The sequence below is a fragment of the Bacteroides sp. genome, from assembly GCF_052357945.1.
Lineage (GTDB): Bacteria > Bacteroidota > Bacteroidia > Bacteroidales > Bacteroidaceae > Bacteroides.
The window spans coordinates 1-1,769 of the sequence record NZ_DAWCXD010000306.1; the positions used below are offsets into that span (position 1 = coordinate 1).

At 33.1% G+C, this 1,769-nt stretch carries 2 protein-coding genes; both read left to right on the forward strand.

The features are described 5' to 3' along the window. Positions 1 to 90: 90 nt before the first annotated feature. Positions 91 to 936, forward strand: a complete 846-nt coding sequence (locus tag ACT8YW_RS23170) for a transposase (RefSeq protein ID WP_118331345.1) — start codon at positions 91 to 93, stop codon at positions 934 to 936. Beyond that, positions 902 to 1,756, forward strand: a complete 855-nt coding sequence (locus ACT8YW_RS23175) for a transposase (RefSeq protein WP_182437900.1) — start codon at positions 902 to 904, stop codon at positions 1,754 to 1,756. The genes ACT8YW_RS23170 and ACT8YW_RS23175 overlap by 35 nt, the downstream gene beginning before the upstream one ends. The last annotated feature ends 13 nt before the right edge of the window (positions 1,757 to 1,769 follow it).

The following is a 1,769-nucleotide window of genomic DNA, read 5'->3' on the forward strand; positions in this document are numbered from 1 at the left end:
GGTTCTTCCGCAATTATCCGTTTTGGCTCTTTTAGCATGATCAGATATATAGTATAATGTTTGTATTAGGATGTATGAGGAGAATTATTTATGGCAAAGTCTAATAATACATTATGCTTAGATAAATTTTACCCAGAAAAGGATTTGATGATAACAGATATTGATCAGCAAAGTGATAAAATTATAATTCAGATGAAATCAACTTCAAGCAGCTGTAAATGTCCAAAGTGTAATCGTATAACACAAAAATATCATGGAACATATACTCGTAAAGTACAGGATTTACCTATTTTAGGAAAAAATGTTCAACTTGAAATTTGTTCACATGAGTATGCATGTTTGAATGACGAATGTGAGGTTATTTCTATTGCTGAGACTTTTGATGGATTCCTTAATAATTATAGTCGTATGACAGAAAGATGTGTTGATTTTATCTGTACATTGGCTCTTGAAACCAGTTGTGAAGGCTGTGCCCGTGTCTGCCGCACATTAGGGATAAAAACTAGTGGTGATACCGTAATACGGTTACTTTTAAAAAGATATGAATCTCTTCCCCAACCGGAAGTTAGTGATGTAATAGGTGTGGATGATTTTGCATATAAAAAGCGCCATACATATGGGACTATCATAGTAAATGAAAAAACGCACGAGCCTATAACATTGTTGAATGGAAGAAATGGGGATACATTGCGGGAATGGCTTAAGAATAATAAAAATGTTAAAGTGGTTACAAGAGATAGGGCAAGTGCATATGCGAAAGTAATATCAGAAGAATTACCCGATGCAATGCAGGTGGCAGACCGATTTCATTTACATCAGAATCTACTGGAAACAATAAAAAAAGCTCTGAATCAAGAAATCCCTGCAACAATAAGTATCCCACACAATGATACATCTATCGATGCAGAAGAACATTGTAAAAAAAATTGCATCTGATGTGGATAATTATGCTGCTTTTTCAGAAAAACGTTATCAAATGATCTGCCAAATACAAAATTTTTTAAAAGAAGGCTGTAGTTACCGTGAAATTGCCAAACGTATGGGAATAGGTCGCAACACAATTGCAAAATATCGTAAAGGTGATCCAAAAGAATTAAGTATGTATGGAATTCATCAAAGCAAACTTGATCCATTTCATGATTTTATTATAGATTGTCTTAAAGAAGGATGGAGTAAAAGCAAAACTGTAAAGGCAATATACGAAAAAGGATATTCTGGATCCAAAAGCAATGCTTTTGATTATTTGTGCAAAATAGAGCAAAAAGAAAATAAATGTTTTGAGCCACAGCCATATGTCAGAACAATGACAGAGTGTTTAAAATACAAAACCGGCAGTAAGGGAAAAGATAAAGATTATATTACACGAGAAGGTGTGTTTAGGTACATGTGGATGAATACTGAACTTTCAGATAATCATAAGGAATATATTTATGAAAAGTATCCAAATATTTGGGAACTTCAATGCTGCATAAGAGAGTTTAGAAATATTTTTAAAAATCATAATGTGCCAATGCTCTATTTATTTGTTGAAAAATATAGTAAAAGTCTTCTTAAACCCTTAAGAAGTTTTGCTGAGGGATTAAAAAGAGATATAGATGCAGTTGAAAATGCTGTAGCATATGATTACAGTAATGGATTTGTGGAAGGAACTAATAGCAGATTAAAAATGATAAAACGTACAATGTATGGAAGATGTGGCAGGCAGTTGCTTGAAGCAAAGTTGAGGTACATGGGATATAACAATAATAACGGATAATTGCGGAAGAACC